Here is a 19,811-nt window from a genome sequence, read left to right on the forward strand (position 1 = left end):
ATATTTTTAATCTACTTTCTTCACTGCAGTTTTTGCCGAAACGCCATTTTCATTTATGGCTTCGATAGCGAAATAGTAAGCTTTTTGGCTATCCATCGCTTTAAACCAGTATTCGTTAAAATCGTGTATCATGATGCAGTTGTAAAGTTTATCGGGTGCTGTACCGTAATACAGGTTATAGGCAAAGGCATTATTAACCGGTTGCCACTTGATGTAGGCACTGCGTTTATCTTTTTCGGTGCGCAACACAATCAGGTTTTTTATCTGTGTTGGTTTTTCGCCATTGCCATTACCAAAAACACGCAGGCCACTAATGGCAAATTTTCCGGTAGGCATGTGGATATTAACCATTTTAATGAACCTCGTTCTAACCGCTTTGGGGAGCTCGATATAATCATGTGGCACATCGGTTTTATTCTGGCTTTTATCAACCAAAACACTCCATTTTTTGCCATCAACAGATGAAAGGATTTTGTACTGGTGAAAAATACCGGTCTGCTTACCTATAAACTCAGCATCCTGATCGGCATAATTGATTTGGATGGCATTTACCGTAGCTAAACTGCCCAAATCTGTCTGGATCCATTCGCCATTATTTGCTGTTTTAGCACTCCAATAGGTCTTAATACTTTCATCAACGGCATTATTGGCCTGAAAAGCACCCAATGTTGATGAAACCGTAACTGGTTTTTTATAGTTGATAAGCATCCAGCCTGGGCCTGCAGGGCCATTTTCTTTTCTTTCGGAAGGCAGATAGAGCGGATAATCGCCAAATGCGGTATTGGTCCACATTACATCATCCTGATCAAAACCCGTAGGCCAAATGCCCATCCGGCGTTCCCAGGTGTTTTTAACGCATATAATGCTGGTAGAAATGTGCCAGTAGTTTGTGTTGTTATCCTGAAAAGTTGCCCCATGGCCAGCACCGCGTGAAAAACCACCGCCCTTATAACTCAGTGGATCGGATTGAGGTGTAGCCTGAATACCATCAAAAAGTGGTTTACTGCCCACTACAACTCCGTCTGAATAGCCGCTAAACTCGGTTCCGGGGGCACCATACTGAAAATAGTATTTACCATTGTGTTTGGTCATCCAGGCACCTTCTGCAAAAGGATCGAGAAAAGTATCGTCCATATATTCTCCAAAACGTTGCCAGCCATAACGCCAGCTTTGCAGCAGGTACATTGGGGTGCGGGTTCCTTTAGGCTTAAATGTTTTGCGGTCTAATTCTACTCCATACATCGGGTAGTTGTTGCTGCTGCCGTTGTACATGTAAAATTTACCATCATCATCAGTAAAAAATGCCGGGTCCCAGCCACCAATTTCTAACGAATCAACCAAAGGAAACCATTTGTTTCCTTTGGGATCGGTACTGCCCCATAGGGTGAAATTTTTGGTGTAAGTACTGCCAAAAACCACCATGGTATCGCCAACGATGCCTACTCCGGGTGCGCAGAGTTCATCTTTGGTTTTATTCCATGGGCGCAGAAACTTTCGTTCTTCAAATTTCCAGTTTAGCATATCAGGGCTATGCCAGTAACCCCATTGGTTGGTGCTAAACAAGTAAAAATCGCCTTTGTAGTTAACAATAACCGGATCGGCCGTGGCACGATGCCTGCCCCACTCGGTAAAAGACTCGAAAGGGGTATAACCATAGTCTACATTAATCGGGTTGCAATAGGTTTTCTGCTGTGCTTTCGACCCGATTGTGAGGCTGATTAATATGATGAATAGAATATTTTTCATTTAATATGCTAAAATTTTAACTGCCGGCTTATTTCTTCAATTCCGGACTTTCAAATCCAAGTTTTGTTAAACCTTTTTGTACATCGGTATTGCTCATAAATAACTTCCAAAGCAGTCCTGACCTGTAATTTTCGATCATGACCACCATCGGGCCCTGATCTATTCCTAAATAGCGTTGCGGGTACCAGTTGTCCGTTTCAGAAAAAGCATCATAAAAACCGTACTTGCCCCAAACTTTGGTACCTAAATCTTCGTAAAGGTGTCTGATCACCTTCATCGATTCTTTTGGTGTATAGGGTATTGATGAAATGGCAGCTGTAGGAGAAATTACCCCAAAATCTTCTTGTGGATTATGTGCAGCATAGCCTTTAACAGAATAACTGGCTGTTAACCCCCAGTTGTTTTGGCCATAGCCTTTAAAACCTTTTGGGTTAGCTACGCAGTAATCGTGAATGGCCAGCGTATGGTTTACATTATTCTCCCAGTAATTGGCATAACGGTCTTTTAATCCTTTGGGGTTTAAACCTAAATAAGAATAATGTGCCCAGAATAAGGGACCAACCAAGTTTTTCTGGCCTTGATAGTCAAGTGTGAAAGGATGGCCGTAAACTTCATAATTGACTTTAATTTCTCCATTTCTGGCCCAACCCTGATGGTAAACTTCGGTAGGGACGGTATGGGTAGGGGAGGATGCAGCTAAAACGTACATAATTAAACATTCGTTATAGCCTTTTACCGGAAAGTTCATTTCCCATTGGTATTCGGGAGACCAGTGCCAGTACAATACATTCTGACCTCCTTTGCGGTACCAGTTAAAATCAATTCCTTTCCAAAGTTCGTCAGCTTTTTTAGCTAAAGCTTTTTCAGCTGGTGTACCATTTTTATAATAAGCATCGATACAAATTAAGGCTTGCGCAACAAAGGAAGTTTCTACCAGGTCGCCACCATTATCTTTGCGTCCGAAAGGACGTACTTTACCGGTTTCGCCATAAATCCAGTGCGACCAGGCACCATGAAAGCGATCGGCCTTAGCCAGGAAATCGAGTATTTTATTTAATCTGTTTAGACCGTCTTTTTTGGTCACATAACTCCTGTCGATACCACTTAAAATAGCCATTAAGCCAAAGCCTGTAGCGCCTGTTGCAACAGTACTTTTATCGTTTTCGGGATACACATTATCTACATGATAGCGCTCGCGGCCGGCACCTGAAGTAGGTTCGGCACCATCCCAGAAATACTGGAAGGTTTGTTTTTGTACCAGATCTAGTAATTGTTCATCTGAAAGGTTTTTCTTAATGCTAAGATCAGGATTGTAACCTTGCTTTTTGTCCTGAGCACAAGCCGAAAGGGTAAAAAGTGTAAGTATTAATAAATGTTGAAATTTGAGTTTCATTTGTGTGTGTTGTTAAAGGTTTGGACTGCTAAAACCAAGATTTTTCATTCCTGCTTTTACTTCCGGGGCACTCATAAATAAGTTCCAGATTAGTTTTGTTCTGTAATTTTCGATCATAACCACTATAGGTCCCTGATCTATCGCCAGGGTTGAGGTGGCAAACCATTGGTCTTTTAATGAAAAAGCATCGTAAAAGCCATAATCGCCCCAGGTTTTATTGCCCAGCTTGTAATAAAAATACCTTAGTGCCTGCATCGATTCGGTGGGAGTGTAAGCCATAGAAGCGAGTGCTGCTGTAGGCGCTATGGTTCCAACATCGTTGGTTGGCGAACTTGCAGTATATCCACTTTGAATATCGCTGGCTGTTAAACCCCAGCAGTTTTCGCTGTAACCATAATTACCCTGTGGATTGGCTTTGCAATAATTGTAATTGATTAAAGCATGTGCTTTAGTTTGCGTTTCGTAATTGGCGTAGGCATCTGTTAAACCGGTTGGATTAATGCCCATAAAAGAATAGTGCGCAAAAAATAGCGGACCACCGTTCGCTGTTCCTAGCGGGAGTTGAACCCCATAGTAGCTACTGCCGTTTTTCATGGCTCCATTTTGTGCCCATCCGGTATCGTAAACAGTTTTAGGAATAGCAAAAGTAGGAGAGGCTGCGGCCATCACGTAAGTAATTAAACACTCGTTCCATCCTTTAATGGGTAAATTCATATCCCAGTTATAATTGGGGCTCCAATGCCAGTATAAGGTATTGCCGTTGTCTTTCCGGTACCAGCTCCATTCTACACCATTGTAGATGGAATTAATATCGGCTCTTAAAGTAGTCTCTGCTGCGTCAATTCCGTTAAAATATTGTCGGGCGGTAATTAAACCTGCCATTAGGAAAGAAGTTTCTACTAAATCGCCACCATTGTCTTTAACGCTAAATGGAATTACTTTTCCGGTATTTCCATCCAGCCAGTGTGGATAGGCGCCATGAAAGCGATCGGCGGTTTTTAAGAAAGATACTATTTTTTGTATCCTTGCCAATCCATCTGCTCTGCTAATAAAATTACGGCTAATCCCGGTAATCAGAGCCATAATACCAAAGCCCGAACCACCTGAAGTAACCGTATTGCCGGAAGTATTGCGCTCCCGGGCCAAACCACTGGTTGGGTGGCCAAAATCCCAGAAATATTTAAAGGTTTGTTTTTGAACAAGGGTAAGTAGTTCATCATCTGTAACGCGGGCAAATTTGTCGGTATCGTCAACTGCGGTAATCAGGGTTACTGTAATTGCCGATTGCAATTTGTTTCCGCTTTTTGATAACAAGCCAGTATTAATGTTTAAAATATATTTTGTAATAGGTTGCAATGTCGAAGAGGTAATTACAACGGTATTATCGTTATTTTCTAAGGTTGGGGTAAATGCTGCGGTGTTTCCGGCTGCATCGGTTAAGGTAATGTTTCCACTAACAGAAGATAGGTTGATAGCAGAAGAGAAGGTAATTTTAACAACAGGCGTATTGTTTAAACCATAATAGGTAAAGCCGCTGTAAGTGCCGTTTACTTTTAAATCGGCAAAAGAATAAGTTGATGGAGGTGCAACCGGATCTATTACGGGATCGTTGGTGCCGCCTTTTTTGCAAGCAAAGAAAAAAACAGAAAGGATTAGAATAAAGAAATAGTTTTTTTTCATTTCGGGAGATTTTAAAAAGGGCTACCATTTGGCAGCCCCTTAAATTGTGCCTATTTTGAGGTAGGATTTTTATTTTCCTCTACCTTCAAGCTTTGCAAGAGCACTGATTTCATCTGCTGTTAAAGCTTTATTGTAAATGCGAACTTCATCTAATTGACCAACCAGATAACTAGCCCAATCTTGCTTACCAGTTGATGTAGTTAAACTTGGCGTAGTTTGGAATTGAACCGTTCCAAAAACCATTTTACCAGCATCCTGGAAAGTTAATTGACCTAAGTTAGCTACCGTTTTTTCGCCAATTTTAGATCCATTGAAGTAAACTTTAAATGTAGATGTCGCAGCATCGTACGAGTATACAATTTGATTCCATTTGTTCCATGGATCTGTTAGTTTTAAGAAATTATCACCTCCGTTGTTAACAACACCAGTATAAGTTCTTGCAACTAATTTTCCAGTGGTAGCGTCACCGCCATTTTCAAAGAAAAATGTAAGGTTACCCCAAAAATCAGAAGATTTAGCTACATCTACCAAACCAACAATCCCTTTATCGTTTAAAGGCATTTTCTCCCAAAGGGAAAGTGTAAAACTTTTTAAGCTTTGAACCGCTGCTGGGGTATTAGATACCACATAACCATTTAAAGCCCCCTGTAAGCCTTGTCCTTTAATTCCTTTTGCAAAAGAGGTTCCGGTGTTAACACCAACAGTATTAGAAATACTATCGGTATAGCTGCCATCAAAAGCCCAGTAGGCTACTAAGCTGCTGGTAGCAATTTGCTTTGAGCTGGTGTAGCCGCCAATGTTTAGTGGTGGGGCATAACTGGCCGGATCAAATTCTTTTTGGCAGGATGATAACCCCAGTGTTACTGTCGCCATCAATAAAAAATATTTTGTTTTCATTTTTGTAAAATTTAAAAGCGATTAATAACCTGGATTTTGTGTTAAAGTACCTGCACTTTTATCGATCTCGGTAGAAGGTATTGGCCAAACTTCGTTTTTACCGGCTTTCCAGCCTTTAGCACCGAAAACAGCAGTACCACGACCCTGACGAATTACATCAAAATAACGATCAGATTCCATAGCTAATTCTACTTGTCTTTCTTTCCAGATGGCCTGACGTAATGCATCTTTGTCATTGGTTGTAACATCAGGTAAAACACCGGCAACACCGCCACGGGCACGAGCGCGAACTTTGTTTAAAGATGTTTTAGCCAATGTAGTATTGCCTAGCTCGTTAGCAGCCTCAGCATTCATTAATAAAACGTCGGCAAAACGAAGTACACGTACATTTTGTTGAGAACCTTCGGTGTAGCCAGAAACAATTAAGCTAAATGGAACATAAGATTTCTCATTATACATTGGGTTATCGCCTGTTGCTGCAATTGCATCGCCTTGTGGAGTAGTTTCTCCTCTGAAGATAATTGTTCCATTTCTTCTTACATCGCCTGTCTCAAAGGCAGCAGCTAGTGCAGCAGTTGGCACATTAAAGCCCCAGCCTGCCACTGAACCACGAACACCCTGAACCTGACTGTATTGAGAGTTAGAAGCATCCTTATTGTTTAGCAATAGTTCGCATTGAATTTCAAATACAGATTCGATGTTATTTTCGCGGGTGGTACGGAATCCTTCCTGGAAGTTAGGATATAAATCGTAACCTAAAGTCATAACCGTGTTGGTGTAAGAAAGAACAGCATCCCATTTGCCTAAATACATCGCAACTTTGGCATGTAAACCTAATGCTGCACCTTTTGTTGCTCTACCTAAATCAGCAGCAGGGTATGTTTGAGGCAATACTGCAGCAGCATCATCTAAATCTTTCTCAATTGCAGCATAAACCTGAGCTTTTGGTGTTCTTGGAGTGTTAAATTCTGAGGCATCCTTTGGTATGTTTAAACGTAAAGGAACATCACCAAATGCACGCACTAATCTGAAATAAGAATAGGCACGAACAAATTTTGCTTCAGCAATGTAGCGCGACTTTAGGCTGGCATCCATGCTAATAGCCGGAATATTATCTAATACCTGGTTACACAAGTTGATATTTTGATACTGAGCTTCCCAAAAACCGCCGAACTGGCCTTCTGTTGAAGAAGCTGTATAGTTATCAAAATTGTTTAAATAACTGGCGTCATTTGCAGAACTTCCTTTTTCGGCGTCATCGCCAGGGATACTTTCCACTGCTAAAGCCGGGAAAGCTGTATTTCCCCAGGTTCTTAAATTGGCATAGATAGCGTTAACTGCTTTTGTGGCATCATCCTGGGTTTTCCAGAATGTTACCGCTGGTTGTTTGGCCTGAGGATCTACATTCAGGAAATCCTTTTTACACGCGGGTATCACTAATGTACTTGCGCATAAAGCTATAAATCCAAACTTTTGAATATATGTTTTTTTATGATTTAATTTCATCGTCGTATGTATTAGAATTGCACTTGAAGACCTAATCTATAAATAGCAGAAAGCGGATACACACTGGCATCAATACCTCTTGAGATAGGGCCTGAACCAGCATCGTAACCAATTTCTGGTGTAAAACCTTTATAACCGAATAGGTTGATTGCATTTTGTGCATCAAGGAATACCCTTACTTTTTTCATTGTCCATTTGCTCATTAAGCTTGCAGGGAGTGCATAACCTAACTGAATTGTTCTTAGACGGATATATGAACCATCTTCAACATAGAAAGAGTTTGGAGCTGCATTGGTTGTTGAACCAACGTTCGCTGAAGGGTAAGTGTTAGAGGTACCAGCACCATGCCATCTGTTATCGTAAAAATCTTTGCTGAAGTTCTCATTACCGAAACGATAGGCAATGTTGGCATTGTAAACATCAACATCTGCCACACCTTGAATATCGAATGACAAATCCCATCCTTTGTAAGCGAAAGTTGTATTGATACCGTAACTGTATTTAGGATTTGGATTTCCTAATACAACACGATCTTTTCCATCAATAACACCATCACCATTTTGATCTATATATCTAAAATCTCCAGGTTTAGCAGAAGTATTTTGTGCAGAGGCTGCAACTTCCGCTGGAGTTTGGAAAATGCCGGCAACCTGATAACCAAAGAATGATCCGATTGGACCTCCTTGAACGGTACGTGTGGCCAAAGCACCATTAGCAATACCTTGCCCACCATTGTAAATTGGATTTAAACCGGTAATTACCGATAACACTTTGTTATTGTTAATTCCTATGTTTGCACTAATGGAATAGCTAAAATCATCTTTCGGTTGATCTCTCCAGGTTGCTAAAAACTCAAAACCACGGTTCTGTAAATCGGCCTGGTTACCAATCATTCTACTTGAGGAAGTACCAATTGAGCTTAAGATCGGGATTTCGAAAATTGCCTGTTCGGTTTTCTTATTGTAATAACTAGCTTCAATATTCAGTCGATTTTTAAGGAATGCGGCTTCAATACCGATATCGGTACCTGTTGTACGTTCCCAATTTAAGAATGAAGGTACTAACGAAGCAACGCTTGCTCCAGTATACGCTACGCCATTAAAAATAGCTACATAACCAGCACTTTGCGTTACTGTTAAAGTAGTTGGATTTAATGGAACTCCAGCATTACCTACTTTACCCCACGATCCTTTTAATTTTAAGTTATTCACTACATTTTGGTCTTTCATGAAATCTTCATTGGAAATAACCCAGCCAGCACCAACTGCAGGGAAGTAACCCCAAAGATCGCCACCACCAAAAAATTGCGAGGCAGCATCGGCACGTAATGTAGCGTTCAATAAATATTTGTTTTTGAATGAATAATTTGCTCTACCGAAGTAAGATAGGTAAGTTGATAAACTACCTCCATCAATTACCTCACGATTCGAGGCTGTACCTAAAGCCAGATATAAATCGCCATCACTTGAATATGGAACATTTAATGCACTGGAGTTGATATAATAATTCTTTCTTCTTTGAGCTGTTGTACCAGCCAATAAAGTTAAATTATGATCACCAAATGTGTTTTTATAGGTTAAAGTGTTTTCAAGAATCCAGTTTCTGTTTTCATCTCTGTTAACAATTAACTTACTGATATCATTTCTTTGACCCTGGGTTGCCTGATAAGAAGGGGTATAGCCTCTTACTTCATTTTGTCCGAAGTCGCCACCTGCACTTGTTCTAAAAGTAAAATTTTTGGCAAAAGTTAATTCTGCATAAACATTACCGTTTATGCGGTAGTTTTTAGATTTTTGGTTAAAGAAATCTAAGGTTACCTGAGGGTTGAAGTTATTACCACCACCTAAGCTGAAATCATTTGCATCGCCATAAGTTCCATCTGCGTAGTAAACCGGAACAACCGGGCCAGCAGCATATAACTGACGGAAAATACCACCATTTATGTCATTGGAGTTAATTGACGTACCTGAGATAGAATAACCTAATTTTAACGATTTCAACACTTGAAAATCATTTGAAAATTTAGCAGTATAACGTTTCCAGTTTTGGGTTTTAACAATACCATCTTCATTTGTATAACCTAGTGAAAAATTATAAGTTGTTTTCTCTGTGCCACCATTTATAGAAATTTGATGATTGGTTTGCAGGGCATTTCTAAAGGCCTGATTATACCAGTTAGTCCCTTCACCATAGCTGGCTGGGTTCGCAAACAATGCCTGAGCGGAGTTTGATGCCGATAATTCGTTGATAATCGTTGCATATTCTGTAGCGTTAGCCATTTCAATTTGGTTGGTTACTTTTTTGTATCCAACTGAACCGTTGTAGTTAATTACAGGATTACCGGTTTTACCTTTGTTTGTGGTTACCAGGATAACACCATTAGCTGCACGGATACCATAAATTGATTGGGATGATGCATCTTTTAAGATACTCATGTCAGCAATATCAGCTGGGTTTAAGAAACTGATATCATCGTACCATACTCCGTCAACTACATATAAAACACCTAAGGCTCCAAAAATAGTACCTGTACCGCGGATTGTGATTTGAGGTGTTGAACCTGGCGTACCAGAGTTGGTAATATTAACACCTGCTACCTTACCTTGTAATGCGCTTACTGCATTAACAGACGCTTGTTTTGAAATGTCTTCGCCTTTAACTGAAGCTACCGATCCGGTAACATCAATTTTTCTCTGCGTACCATAACCAACAACCACAACCTGCTCTAATTGTTGTGTTGATGAAGCTAAGGATACATTGATTGTAGTTTGGTTATTTACAGCCTGCTCTTGTGCTGTATAGCCAACAAAGTTAAATACCAGAGTGGCGTTGCCCGGCACACTAATGGAGTAGTTGCCGTTTACATCTGTCTGTGTACCGTTTTGTGTGCCTTTAATTAAAATAGATACGCCCGGCAATGGAGTTTTATCGCCGCCATCAATTACCTTACCTTTCACAGTAATGTTTTGCGCAAATGCTACGTTAATTGCGAGTAAACAAAATACGGCCAGAACAGAAATTCTTGTAAAGATTCTTTTCATGCTTATTAAAATTTAGTTTAATTGTTAGTTAAATGTGGGGTTGTTTTTGTGGATGTGCAAGTGTTTTTACCTCTACATTAATACATCAACAGCAGCTGTAAGGTTTCACACCTAAATAAACCAAATGCGATTTTGGGTCAAAAACGCAGTTTTTTTGAATTTTAACAAAACATTAACACTTGGGTAAGTGTATAAAACACACCAAGTGTTTTGTGGGGCTTTAAAAAGTGCTATGAGAGGTAATGATGTAGTGCCTGGTGAGGGCAAAACTTCAAAAAAGTGATAAAAACCGTTTTTTACGCAAACGTTTCCGTACCAGGGGGCGACTGATCTTACAATGAATTAAAATGAAAAATTCAGGAATGCGAAAGCCTAAAGCTCCATTAAAAACTCGGTTAAATTTTTATCGTGCGGTACTTCTAGTTTTTTGCGCAGGCGGTACCTGCGGATCTCTACACCTCTTAAACTGATGTTCAGTAAGGACGACATTTCTTTACTGCTCATGTTCATCCTTAAATAAGCGCAGAGCTTTAAATCGTTAGGTACGAGATCAGGATGTTGCGCCTTTAACTTTTTAAAGAAACTTTCGTGTGCTTCATTAAAGCTGTTTTCGAACAGGTGCCAGTCGCGCTCGTCGTTCATACCGTCGTTAATTACTTTCTGTATTTTGCGGGTTTGCTCATCAGAAAGTTTCTTCCCGTTTTCATCTTTAAGCTTGGTTATATCATCTGCCAGTTTTTGAAGCAGCTCATTCTTATACACCAGGGTCATAGCAGAATTGGCCAGTTCCCTGTTTTTCGAAGCGAGCTCGGCCTGAAGTTTTTCTGTTTGGAGCTTAATGATTTGCTTTTCGCTAATTTCGGCTTCCTGTCTTAATCTTTCCTGTTGCTCTGCCTTTAAACGGTTGGTAATTTTTTGACTGTCGCGCTGCAGTTTCCTTTCATATATCTTTTTGCCCAAAATTAAAACCACCACAAATAAAATGGTGTAAAATAATATAGCCCAATTATTCAAATACCACGGGCGTAGGATGGTGAATGTATAAACTGTTTCGGCACTTACTGTGCTGTCATCAATTTTTGCCCTTACTTTAAAAGTATAGGTACCAGCACTTAGGTTGGTAAAATCTTTTTGGGTAGCGTAAGTCCAGTCAAACCAAGTTCTCGAATAACCTTCCAGGTAAAACTGATATTTCACTTTGGCCTGCCTGTAATAAGGTAGTGTATAAGAAATGCGGATATTGTTTCTGCTGTTCTGAATCTCAGTAGGCTCCTCGCCATTGCCAGTTTCGCTAATCAGCGAAAATTTATCGGTAATATCTTCAATCCGCCTGATCAACACGGCTGGTAGTTTTTGTTTCTGGATGTTTAGCTCAGCCGTTGGATTATAAATCACAAACCCATCATCAACACTAATGAGATAAATTGAATCACTTATGCGGCTAATATTTTCATAGTACTGCACCATCCGGCCATCCAAAATGCTAAATTGGTTCGAATCTATTTCTATCTTGCCAGGTTCGCTAAAATTAACCAAAGCGGTTTTACCGTGATTGATGAACCAATATTTTTTACTTCCGGCTGGGATAATTTTATTCGAGGTTTCGAAAGAGCCCAGGTTTTTATTGAGTACCTCGTATTTGGTGAATTTATTACTTAACTCATCGTAGGTGTAAAAACCAGCATCAGATGAAAAGACAATCTTATTCTCCAGATTGAAAATATTGATGTTGTAATTGCCTGGTAAGCCATTTTTCTCGTCAAAATATTTGGTGCTCGTTACCCTGGTATAATCGGGGCTAAGGCTTAATTTAAATAAGCCCTTGTAAGCATGGCCCACCCAAATGTCGCCTCTGTTGTCTTGCTCAACATATCTCGAAGGAGCTCCAAATCCTGCTATTTTTGTTGCGAACCTCAATCCTGCACCTGGTGATTTGGTAAAGAGAGATAAGCCTGTATAAGTACCCTGAACCAGGTAATTTGGGTTAGAATTTAGTTTTTTAATGGTCCAGCCACCCGATGATCTTGATATCCATTCTATTTGATCGCCCAAAACCTTAAAGGTACCGCTGTTATGGCCACAAATTAACTCATTATCGATAATGGCCAATTCCCAAACCTGTCCTTGCGAATTCGGTATTAAACGAAAATTGAAGGGGAGGAGATTATACGGCGACCACTCGCTGTAAAATAGGCCCTGATTGGTGCCGAGATAAATTTTATTGTTAAAAATGATACTGGAGTATACGGTACCAAACTGACCTGTTTTATCAAAGTAAAAATAAAGGGGAGAATTGAGTTCAATACGGTCGATTCCGTTATCCAAACCTGTCCAGAGGTTTTGCTCATTATCTGCGTATAAACTTAATATGGTATTGTTTTGCAATCCGCTCGATTTATTAATGCGTTGCACAACCCTGCCATTTTCATCGATAATGATTAAACCGTTTAAAATGGTGCCGTAAGCATAATATTTGCCCAATAAACTTACACCATTATTTAACTGATAGGTTTTTAGGTAATTGTTTGCCGGGGTGTTTAAAGGGGTGAAATTGTTGCCATCGTAAGTAAAAAGCCCATTTTTACTGGTGCCAATAATCAGTCCGTTGTTTTTATAAGGTAAAATGGAGAGAATTCCTTCTTTGCCCATTTGCTCACTCTGCGGCAGGTGTACCAGTTTATTGCCAATAAGCTCGAACAGGCCTTGCTCCAGCACCTCTATAAAATACCGTTGATTAACTTTATGCAAGAACAAAAAAGAAGAAGGCGACTTTACCACTTCGATTTTATTGTTTTTGTAGATGAAGATTTTTGAAAAAGATTGAAAAATTACCCGGTCGCGATCTATATAGATTTTCCAAACTTCATCATCTATTTTTATACCTTTTGGGAGGAGATTGGTAAGTGAATTATAGCTTAATTTGTTGTTTTTGATAGCCCAGAAGCCAAACTCTCCAAAGCTGCCTGTGTATATTCTACCCTGGTTATCAGTAGCAACGGCTCTAACAATCTGGCGGTTTGGCATTCTGTATTTCTGCCAGTAACGGCCATCGAAAGTTAATAAACCCTCGGCATTACCAAAGTACATTACACCATTTTTGTCTTTTGCTATGCTCCAGTTCTGGTTACCTGATGAATAAACTGATTTTGGATAATTTTCTATGTACGGTACACCAATGCTTTTAATATCAGCAGCAAAAATATGGGTAGAAGTACAAACGACAAGCAATAAAAGAAAACATAGAAGTTTTTGCATGTAATGCTAAATTAGGATGCTGATTAAAACACAAATTAAATAAAAAAATGATAATTGACTAACTTGTTGATCAACCGAAACAAAAAAGCAGACACAGTATGAAGTTTCATATTGCATCTGCTTTATATAAATAAGTTAGGAGTAAGTTTAAGCTAAACTAAGTTTTCCAACCGGCTGCGGTACTTTTACATAATAACCAGTTCCATCATAAGGGCGCTTACGTGGATTCGTGGTGCAGGCTTCCGAGCAGCAGCCTTGAAGCTGTTCGCCACATGCATCGCATTGGGTTACGTGTTCATTGCACTCCGGATTAGCACAGTTGATCATTTTAGGGGTAGTAACACCACAATTATAGCAAACAGAAACCACCGTTGGGTTAACCTGGTTTACATCAACCGCAATCCTGTTATCGAAAACGTAACACTTGCCTTCAAAATCTTTTCCACCAGCTTCTTTGCCGTATTTGATAATGCCACCATGCAATTGGTACACATCGTTAAAACCATGATGCAATAATAGGGCAGATGCTTTTTCGCATTTAATGCCACCGGTGCAATAGGTTAAAATCTTCTTGTCTTTATATTGGGCGAGCTGGTTAATTTGTTCAGGGAAATCGCGGAAGTTCTCAATATCGAGGGTTACGGCATTTTTAAATTTGCCTAGGTTATGTTCATAATTAGAACGTACATCCAAAATTACTACATCTTCGTCATCCTTCATTTTCATGAAATCAACCGGTTCCAAGTGTTTACCTGTTTTTTCATTTGGATTGATAATCGAAGTATCTCTTAAACCAGAATGTACAATTTCCGATTTGTAGCGGCAGTGCATTTTTAAGAACGAAAGTTCTTCTACATTGTCTACTTTAAATTCTGTTTTGGCAAATCTTTCATCCGCGTGAATGGCTTTCATGTAAGCTTCACAGGCTTCTGGAGTACCTGAAACAGTACCATTTAAACCTTCGTCGGCAACGATGATACGGCCAACCAGGCCTAGTGATTTACAAAATTTTAGGTGATCGGCAGCAAATTGCTCTGCCTCTGCTATGTAGCTATAGCAATAGTAAAGTAGTGTCTGATATTTTTTCATAACGCTGTTGATACCGTTGCAAACGGCGTTTAAAGCGGTGCAAAGATAAGAGAATTATGTAAGATGTAAAAATGGAAAAAGGAAAATGTAAGATAGCGGGTAAACTCCATCATCCATCTTACATTTTTCATGTTAAAGTCCGTAAGAAATCCTAAATCCTTGCGTCAGTTTGCGCCCCCCATCGTAAGCAAAGCCATAACTGGCCCTTAAAACCAAGCGCTGTATACCGAAGTAAAATTCTTTATAATTTCGTTTTTCTGGCGACGATAAATAGCCACCACCTATAAATTCCTCTAATTTTGCTTTACGCAACAACGGGATTTTGTTCATGAAAAAGCCCGCAAAATTATGCTCCACATGCGCTTCAAAATATTGCTGGTTGGTACTGAACTGATAAAAATCCAGGTATTGGAACTTTCTGAAATTTGGTGGAAAAATGGTAGAGATGTTTCCCGAAAAATGTTTGAAATCGGGATAGTACATTTTACTGTTGTTGATAAACTTACCAACGCCCGCCAAAAATGAAGTATATCCCAGTAAACCCAAACCAATTCTCTCCTGATAAACTTCTGCTTTTACAAAGTCGTAATCTATATCGCTGTTTAGTACATTGTTAAAGCCTTTTTTATATAAAACGGTAATTCTGGGATACTTCGATTCAGTGTAGAATTTGCCATCCGGTCGGCTAATGTATTTTTGCCCGATGGTATAGGTTAAACTGGCAGTAGCACTAAACGAATTATAGGTAGGGAAAAGCGGTAATTCTTCCGTCGGGCTAAACGGATTGTTAGAGGTAAATTCTCTATCCTTTGCATCAATAAACTTAAAATTACTACTGTTAGTCAGGTTTTTGTTATGGCTATAATCGATGCCTAAACTACCTTGTAAGCCTGTAGCCAGTTCTCTGGTTGTGTTAATGTTAGCAAAGCTTTTTTCATAAAATTTAGGGAAATTCTTTTCGTAAAATAACGAGTTTATGCTATTACCCAGGGCCGTCATGGAGCCCAGGTTGTTCAGGTCAAAAATACCGTTACCAAATGATGCACCAACACTGGCTCTTTTTAGCGGGTTGTAATAGTAATTTCCGGTTAAACTTCCAGTTAGTTTCTTATTGGCAAAACCATATCTCAACTCCGGACGGATGGAGTACGATCTTCTATTTTCGAAAGTTTTACGGTAGGTAACACCATATTTAATCGTAAAACCCTCTACGGTATTGTAAAAAAATGCCCTAAGCACTGGATCAAAATACCAGTATTCTTTATCGTAACGATCGTTAATGCTATGTCCCCGGAGTAACAGTTTTACAATGCCAAATTTATTATTGTCTTTTTCTAACGAATCGAGGTATTTTTTCGACTCCTTTAGCTTAGCTATACTATCTTTTTTAACATAATTTATCTTTTCGTCTTCAGTTAAGGGAATAGGCCTGTTGTTGACCCAATAAGCTGAATCTTTTTTGTTAACCATTTCTGTCACCTTCAATATTTCGCCGCTGAAGAAGTTTTTAGAAAATTTAGGATCGATATTGTAATTGCTGTACACACCAACATAATAACCAGCAATTTTAAACCCCAGTACATTACCTGCAAACTGAAAGTTGATTGAGGTTGGCATATATACTTCTTTCACTTTAGTAAACTGTTGACTGATGTTTAGTGTATCGATAAAGTTGATGCCTGCGTTTTTGGTCAGAAAAAGATCGGTGTTGTAAATCCTCCAGCTATTATCTATAATGTAAATTATGCCCCTGAATACTGGGTCGTTTTCACGGCGTGGAATTACTTGTATCTTGTGAATCAGCTCTCCATTTTCCGTGCTTTCGCCAAGTAACTTGTATTTGTAATAGAACAAGGCATTATCGGCAATTGGAGATATAAAGCCCCTAGCGCTTAATTTGTTTTCCAGCAGGTAATTGTCGTAAAAATTAATAATCAGATCAGAAGCCTTATTGAAACTGAAAGCATTATTGCGTCCGGCTACTTTTGATGAAATCATTTCTTCGTGAATATCGTTCGGCCGGCTGAAATTGAATTTGCTCTGCGATTCTGAAAGATAGATAATCCCTTTGCGGTTGGTATCGAGCTCCAAAACCTTCTGTATATCCTGGCCGAAAAACTTTTTAGGGGCGCCTTTTAAGCGTTGAACGCCTTTAATGTAAACATCACAACTAAAGCTTTTAACTTCATTTAAATGTGTTTTTCGTTCTTTAATTGCTTTCCTCATAATAGCATAAGCCGGATCTTCGGCATTTGCCCTGATATTTACATTTTCTAAAGTATAACTTTCTGCACTTAGTGTTACATTTAGGGCAATATCATCGGTAAGGTTAATAATATGATCTTGTTGTTTGTAGCCTACAGCCCTAAAACTCAAAGTTTGCTGGCCGCTTTTTAATTTTACCGAATACTTGCCATCTACATTGGCTGATGTGCCGGTAGTAGTGTTTTTTAAATATACCGAAGCAAAAGGAACAGGCTGACCGTTGCTATCTTTAACTGTGCCGGTTACTGTAAATTGTTGAGCAAATGCAATATGGGTAAGACTACAAAGTAACAGGAGCGCGCAAATTCTTATCATAAGTTAGATTAGTAAATTATAAATATCGAATAACTTTTAAGACTATACATACAGGCATGTGTTAAAGTTTGTTAAGTTGGCAAAAAAATAATAACAACGCTAATTTTTATAAAACAATATATCACCCGGTGTTAGTTTCAATCCACATCAAACGTTTGTCTCTTTAATAAAGCCATTAAAATTGCCTTTTTGGTTCTGTAAGGCTTTTTTTTATAACTTTGGAGCCAACAATCAACCATATTAAAGGCCATGTATAAAACATTACAACCGGTTCTTCAAAAAGAACTAGAAGAAATTGAGAACGCTGGATTATTTAAACGCGAACGGATCATAATTACCCCTCAGGGTGCCGACATTCAGGTAAGTGGCGGAGCCGAGGTAGTAAACTTTTGTGCAAATAACTATTTAGGGCTCTCATCACACCCAAAGGTGATAGAAGCGGCTAAAAAAGCGATCGATGATCATGGCTATGGAATGTCATCTGTTCGTTTCATCTGCGGAACACAGGATGTGCACAAAGAATTGGAAGCCAAAATTTCTAAATTCTTAGGTACTGAAGATACCATTTTATACGCTGCTGCCTTTGATGCCAATGGAGGGGTTTTTGAGCCTTTGTTCAATGCAGAAGATGCCATTATTTCGGATGAGTTGAACCATGCTTCAATTATTGATGGGGTTCGTTTGTGTAAAGCGCAACGCTTCCGTTATAAAAATGCAGATATGGAAGATCTGGAGAAACAATTAATTGCAGCTAAAGATTGCAGACACCGCATTATTGTTACCGATGGTGCTTTCTCTATGGATGGTTCTGTTGCGCCATTGGATAAAATTGCTGATCTGGCTGATAAATACGAAGCATTAATTATGATTGATGAATCGCACTGTACAGGCTTTATTGGTAAAAATGGTCGCGGAACACATGAACATTTCGATGTAATTGACCGTATTGATATCATTACAGGTACATTAGGTAAAGCATTAGGTGGCGCTTCAGGTGGTTTTACTTCAGGTAAGAAAGAAATTATCGATATGCTGCGTCAGCGTTCACGTCCGTATTTATTCTCTAACACTTTAGCTCCGGCTATTGCAGGTGCATCTATTGCTGTGCTTGATATGTTGAGCGAAACCACTGCCTTAAGAGATAAGCTGGAATCAAACACTAAATATTTTCGCGAAAAAATGATGGCTGAAGGTTTTGATATCAAGCCTGGTTTCCACCCAATTGTTCCGGTAATGCTTTATGATGCAAAAATTGCACAGGAGTTTGCGGCTAAGATGCTTAACGAAGGTATTTATGTAATTGGATTCTTCTATCCTGTTGTACCTCAGGGTAAAGCAAGAATCAGGGTGCAGTTATCGGCAGGGCATGAGCAACATCACCTGGATAAAGCCATTGCGGCCTTTACCAAAGTAGGAAAAGAATTAGGTGTAATTTAATAGCCCTAAATTTTATATCATTCAAAAGCCGCTTCTTGCGGCTTTTTTTGTTTCGGGTTCATTTTCTTTTATAATGCTATTGTAAACTGATTATTTGAACTCGGTAACCTTAAAAATATTAGATAATTTGCTGTATATTTGAAGCCATGTTACAGGATAAAATAACACAATATACCGAAAAAATCAATGCTTTTGTAACCGAAAAAGCAGATGAATTAGAGCAGTTCCGTATTAAATATTTAGGAAGCAAGGGTATCATTAAAGAGATTTTCGAAGAATTTAAAACAGTTTCTGTCGAAGAAAAAAGATCTCTAGGTAAGGTGCTGAACGAATTTAAGCAACTGGCCGAATCGAAATACCAGGTGTTAAAAGAATCGACAGAAAGTTCTGATCAGCAAACAGATCATACACAACCCGATATGACATTGCCCGGCGAAGGTTTCGAGATTGGTTCCCGTCACCCGCTGGCACTTGTGCGTAGAGAGATTGTTGAGATTTTTGCCAAACTGGGCTTTACTGTAGCCGAAGGACCGGAGATTGAAGACGACTGGCATAACTTCTCGGCACTTAACTTCCCTGAAGAGCACCCGGCAAGAGATATGCAGGATACCTTCTTCATTAAAAAAGGTGGCGAAAAAGGCGATATTGCCTTGCGTACGCACACCTCTTCTGTACAGGTGCGGATGATGGAGCAGGGACAGCCGCCATTCAGGGCTATTATGCCAGGTCGTGTATATCGTAACGAAGCTATCTCGGCAAGGGCACACTGCTTTTTTCACCAGATAGAAGGTTTATATGTAGATGAAAATGTTTCATTTGCAGATTTAAAACAAACCTTGTTTTACTTTGTGCAGGAGTTGTATGGCGAAGGTACTAAAGTTCGTTTCCGCCCGTCGTATTTTCCTTTTACTGAACCTTCTGCAGAGATGGATATTTCTTGTACCATTTGTAAAGGTTCGGGTTGCCAGCTTTGTAAACATAGTGGCTGGGTAGAAATTTTGGGTTGTGGTATGGTAGATCCAAATGTATTGGAAAACTGTGACATCGATTCGAAAAAATATAGCGGATTTGCATTTGGAATGGGTATAGAACGTATAGCCAACCTGAAATACGTAATTAAAGATCTACGCCTGTTCTCAGAAAACGATGCACGCTTTTTAAAGCAGTTTAAATCGGCTTTAATCTAA

The 19,811-nt window shown here is 39.4% G+C and carries 11 protein-coding genes; 2 read left to right on the plus strand and 9 right to left on the minus strand.

The window, feature by feature from the left end; genetic code table 11:
• Positions 1–6: 6 nt before the first annotated feature.
• The 9 genes from DBR40_RS09410 to DBR40_RS09450 form a co-directional block, all read right to left on the minus strand.
• Positions 7–1,746: a family 43 glycosylhydrolase gene (locus tag DBR40_RS09410; protein ID WP_124559501.1), complete on the minus strand. Its 1,740-nt coding sequence runs from the start codon at positions 1,744–1,746 to the stop codon at positions 7–9.
• Between the two features lie 28 nt (positions 1,747–1,774).
• A complete protein-coding gene (locus DBR40_RS09415; RefSeq protein ID WP_124559502.1) occupies positions 1,775–3,139 on the minus strand; it encodes a glucoamylase family protein in 1,365 nt (454 codons plus the stop codon).
• 12 nt (positions 3,140–3,151) lie between these two features.
• On the minus strand, positions 3,152–4,819 hold the full coding sequence (locus tag DBR40_RS09420) for a glucoamylase family protein (protein WP_124559503.1): 1,668 nt from the start codon (positions 4,817–4,819) through the stop codon (positions 3,152–3,154).
• 69 nt (positions 4,820–4,888) lie between these two features.
• Positions 4,889–5,716 (minus strand): LamG domain-containing protein, encoded by an 828-nt coding sequence (locus tag DBR40_RS09425; protein WP_124559504.1) that lies wholly within the window; start codon positions 5,714–5,716, stop codon positions 4,889–4,891.
• A gap of 21 nt (positions 5,717–5,737) precedes the next feature.
• Entirely contained in the window at positions 5,738–7,222 is a 1,485-nt protein-coding gene (locus tag DBR40_RS09430) for a RagB/SusD family nutrient uptake outer membrane protein (protein WP_124559505.1), read from the minus strand.
• A gap of 11 nt (positions 7,223–7,233) precedes the next feature.
• Complete coding sequence (locus tag DBR40_RS09435) at positions 7,234–10,263, minus strand: SusC/RagA family TonB-linked outer membrane protein (protein WP_124559506.1); 3,030 nt, start codon at positions 10,261–10,263, stop codon at positions 7,234–7,236.
• A gap of 372 nt (positions 10,264–10,635) precedes the next feature.
• Positions 10,636–13,518 (minus strand): triple tyrosine motif-containing protein, encoded by a 2,883-nt coding sequence (locus DBR40_RS09440; RefSeq protein WP_124559507.1) that lies wholly within the window; start codon positions 13,516–13,518, stop codon positions 10,636–10,638.
• A 147-nt stretch (positions 13,519–13,665) separates the two neighbouring features.
• On the minus strand, positions 13,666–14,607 hold the full coding sequence (locus tag DBR40_RS09445) for a rhodanese-related sulfurtransferase (protein ID WP_124559508.1): 942 nt from the start codon (positions 14,605–14,607) through the stop codon (positions 13,666–13,668).
• 132 nt (positions 14,608–14,739) lie between these two features.
• The gene (locus DBR40_RS09450; RefSeq protein WP_124559509.1) at positions 14,740–17,187 is read right to left on the minus strand and encodes a DUF5686 and carboxypeptidase regulatory-like domain-containing protein; all 2,448 of its coding nucleotides are present in this window, start codon (positions 17,185–17,187) and stop codon (positions 14,740–14,742) included.
• Positions 17,188–17,436: 249 nt separating this feature from the next.
• On the opposite strand from DBR40_RS09450, the gene kbl reads away from it, so the two are divergent.
• Both kbl and pheS read left to right on the plus strand, forming a co-directional pair.
• Positions 17,437–18,624 (plus strand): glycine C-acetyltransferase, encoded by a 1,188-nt coding sequence (gene kbl / locus DBR40_RS09455; RefSeq protein WP_124559510.1) that lies wholly within the window; start codon positions 17,437–17,439, stop codon positions 18,622–18,624.
• 146 nt (positions 18,625–18,770) lie between these two features.
• Positions 18,771–19,811, plus strand: a complete 1,041-nt coding sequence (gene pheS / locus DBR40_RS09460; protein ID WP_124559511.1) for a phenylalanine--tRNA ligase subunit alpha — start codon at positions 18,771–18,773, stop codon at positions 19,809–19,811.

The organism is Pedobacter sp. KBW01 (assembly GCF_003852395.1).
Lineage (GTDB): Bacteria > Bacteroidota > Bacteroidia > Sphingobacteriales > Sphingobacteriaceae > Pedobacter.